Annotated in this window: 3 protein-coding genes; all 3 read left to right on the top strand. The window is 64.6% G+C overall.

What is annotated here, in order from left to right; genetic code table 11:
* A partial coding sequence (locus tag A985_RS23810; protein ID WP_017231685.1) for a chemotaxis protein CheW occupies window positions 1–1,319 on the top strand: 1,319 nt, incomplete at its 5' end.
* Between the two features lie 17 nt (window positions 1,320–1,336).
* The gene (locus A985_RS0101610; protein WP_017231684.1) at window positions 1,337–1,852 is read left to right on the top strand and encodes a chemotaxis protein CheW; all 516 of its coding nucleotides are present in this window, start codon (window positions 1,337–1,339) and stop codon (window positions 1,850–1,852) included.
* A gap of 72 nt (window positions 1,853–1,924) precedes the next feature.
* On the top strand, window positions 1,925–3,550 hold a 1,626-nt coding region (locus tag A985_RS0101605; protein ID WP_017231683.1), incomplete at its 3' end, for a Tar ligand binding domain-containing protein.

Raw genomic sequence — 3,550 nt, 5'->3', positions numbered from 1 at the left:
CGCCTGCGGCCGAGCCGATCATCGTGCCGCCTGAGGCGCCCGCCGCGCATGCCGGCGCTGGCGGTGGTGGCAATGGGGCGCATCCTCCGGCAGAGAAGCGCGTGGCCGCACCGGCAGGGGGCGCGGCCGGACACGAGAACAGTTCGATTCGCGTGGGCGTGGAGAAGGTCGATCAGCTCATCAACCTGGTGGGCGAGCTGGTGATTACGCAGGCGATGCTCGCGCAAACGGCGAGCAGCCTCGATCCGATGCTTCACGATCGCCTGTTCAACGGCATGGGCCAGCTCGAGCGCAATGCGCGCGACCTGCAAGAGGCCGTGATGTCCATCCGCATGATGCCGATGGATTACGTATTCTCGCGCTTCCCGCGCCTGGTGCGCGACCTCGCGACCAAGCTGGGCAAGCAGATCGAACTCGTCACGTTCGGTCAGGCGACCGAACTCGACAAGAGCCTGATCGAGCGCATCATCGATCCGCTCACGCACCTCGTGCGCAACAGCCTCGATCACGGCATCGAGACGACGGAGCTGCGCCTGGCCTCGGGCAAGGACCCGGTCGGTCAGCTCGTGCTGTCCGCGGCGCATCAGGGCGGCAACATCGTGATCGAAGTGAGCGACGACGGCGCGGGCCTGCGTCGCGAAAAGATCCTTGCCAAGGCCCAGCAGCAGGGGCTGCCGGTCTCGGACTCGATGTCCGACGAAGACGTGTGGCAACTGATCTTCATGCCGGGCTTCTCCACCGCCGAGGCGATCACCGACGTGTCGGGCCGCGGCGTGGGCATGGACGTCGTCAAGCGCAACATCCAGCAGATGGGCGGGCACGTGGAGATTCTGTCCACGCGCGGCAAGGGCACCACGATCCGCATCGTGCTGCCGCTCACGCTCGCGATTCTCGACGGCATGTCCGTCAAGGTCGGACCGGAGATCTTCATTCTGCCGCTGAACTTCGTGATGGAGTCGCTGCAGCCGCGTCGCGACGACATTCGCGCCGTGACCGGCGAAGGTCAGGTCGTGCTGGTGCGCGGCGAGTACCTGCCGCTCGTCGAGCTTTACCGCGCGTTCGACGTGCCGGAGGCGCGCGCCGATCCCACGCAGGGCATCATCGTGATCCTTCAGGCCGAAGGCCGCCGCTTTGCGCTGCTCGTCGACGAACTGGTCGGTCAGCAGCAAGTCGTGGTGAAGAATCTCGAAACCAATTACCGCCGTATTCACGGTATTTCCGCCGCCACCATCATGGGTGACGGCAGTGTGGCATTGATCGTCGACGTGGCGGCGCTTCAGCGCGGCCAGCGCTCGGCGGCCGCCACCATCTTCAACTGAAGTCGGAGACGCGTCAGATGGACAACCTTTCGCAAGAACATGCCGTGTCGCGCCAGGGCGGCGCCATGCAGACCGATGGCGACGGTCAGGAGTTTCTGGTCTTCACGCTCGGTGACGAGGAATACGGCATCGACATTCTGAAGGTGCAGGAGATTCGCGGCTACGACGCGGTCACGCGCATCGCCAATGCGCCGGACTTCATCAAGGGCGTGATCAATCTGCGCGGCATCATCGTGCCGATCGTGGACATGCGGATCAAATTCCGTCTGGGCCGCGTCGAGTACAACACGCAAACGGTCGTGATCATTCTGAACGTGGCGGGCCGCGTGGTCGGCATGGTGGTCGACGGGGTCTCCGACGTGCTCACGCTCGCCCGTGGCGAAATCAAGCCGGCGCCGGAATTCGGCGCGCAACTGGCCACCGAGTACATCACCGGACTGGGCACCGTCGAAGGCCGCATGCTGATCCTGATGGACATCGAGAAGCTCATGACCAGCAGCGACATGGCGCTCATCGAGCGCCTGGCGAGCTGAGACCCGGCGCGCCACCCGACACGCCTGACACACCCGAGCCCCCCCGACCTGTCATTCACGGAGACCGAGCACGTGCGCAATAACCAGCCCGTCACCCAAAACGAATTCGTCATCGGCGAGCATCAGTACCTGATCTCACGGACGGATCTGAAGGGGCGGATCACGTATGCCAATCCCGCCTTCGTGGAGGTGAGCGGCTATTCGCGTGAAGAACTGCTGGGCGCACCGCACAACATCGTTCGCCATCCGGACATGCCGCCGGAAGCTTTCGGCGATCTGTGGGAGACGGTCAAGCGCGGCGATACGTGGACCGGGTTGGTCAAGAACCGCCGCAAGAACGGCGATTTCTACTGGGTGCTCGCAACGGTCACGCCGACGTTGGAAAACGGTGCCGTGGTGGGCTTCACGTCGGTGCGTGTGCGTCCGGCGGCAGGTACGACGGCGCAGGCCGAGACGGTCTACGCGCGCTTTCGCAGCGGGCAGGCCGGCAACTTGCGCATTCGCGGCGGTCAGGTCGAGCGCGGCGGATTCGCGGCGGTGGCGCGCAAGATCCGTCTGGACACGCTGCGCGCACGGCTAACCGGGATCATCGTGCTCGGTGCGACGCTGTTGGCCGTGGTCGGCGGTCTGGGCCTCTGGGGGATGTCGAGCAGCAACGGAAAACTGCTGCGCGTCTATCAGCACGGCATGGTGCCGGTAAGTACGCTGGCCGTCATCGGCCAGAAGCTCGACCGCGACGTCTTGCTCGTGGCCGAAGCGGTGGGCAGCCCGAATCTCGACGCGATGAAACGCGCGGGCGATGAGATCACGAGCAGCCTCGACGACATCAACCGCGAGTGGACCGAATACATGGCGTCGGTCGACCCGGACACGCGCGCACAAGCCGAGCGCTTCAACACGATTCGCCAGCGCTTTACGACCGACGGCCTGCAACAGACGGTCGAGATGCTCAAGGCCGGTTCGGCCGAAGGCGCCCAGCAGACGTATCTCGAAAAGGTGAAGCCGGCCTATGGCCCGATGCGTGACGAGCTCAATGTGCTCACGCGCCTTGAACTCACCCAGGCGACCGACCTGTATCAGCAATCGCAGAAAGCCCACACCTTCGTGCGTGCGGCCACCGTGATCGCGGTGATCGGCGGCATCATCCTCTTGTTCGTTCTCGGCAGCGTGCTGCGTCGCGCGATCAATCACCCATTGCGCGTGGCGCTCTCGATGTCGAAGCAGATCGCGGCGGGCGACTTGACTGTCAAGGCGGAAGGCACGGGACGCGACGAGATCGGCCAGTTGCTTTTCGGCCTCACCGTCATGAAGAACAGCCTGCTGTCCATCGTTTCGGACGTGCGCGAAGGCATCGAATCGATCAACGTGGCCTCGCACGAAATCGCGGCGGGCAACACCGATCTGTCGGCGCGCACGGAGCAGCAGGCGGCCTCGCTGGAAGAGACGGCGTCGTCGATGGAGCAGCTCACGGCCACGGTCAAACAGAACGCCGACAACGCCAAGCAGGCGAGCGTGCTGGCCGTGAACGCGTCTGAGATCGCCGCCCGCGGCGGCCGTGTGGTCGGCAACGTGGTCGACACGATGCACGGGATTTCGTCGAGTTCGCACAAGATTGTCGACATCATCAGCGTGATCGAAGGCATCGCGTTCCAGACCAACATCCTTGCGTTGAACGCGGCGGTGGAAGCGGCACGCGCG

This window comes from Pandoraea sp. B-6, from assembly GCF_000282835.1.
Lineage (GTDB): Bacteria > Pseudomonadota > Gammaproteobacteria > Burkholderiales > Burkholderiaceae > Pandoraea > Pandoraea cepalis.
The sequence above is the reverse complement of the archived record's forward strand: the minus strand, read 5'-3'. Positions and strand labels throughout refer to the sequence as shown.

Bases quoted from the DNA above. Each gene is read 5' to 3' on its own strand.
- A985_RS0101610 (WP_017231684.1), top strand. From the start codon at position 1,337: ATGGACAACCTTTCGCAAGAACATGCCGTGTCGCGCCAGGGCGGCGCC.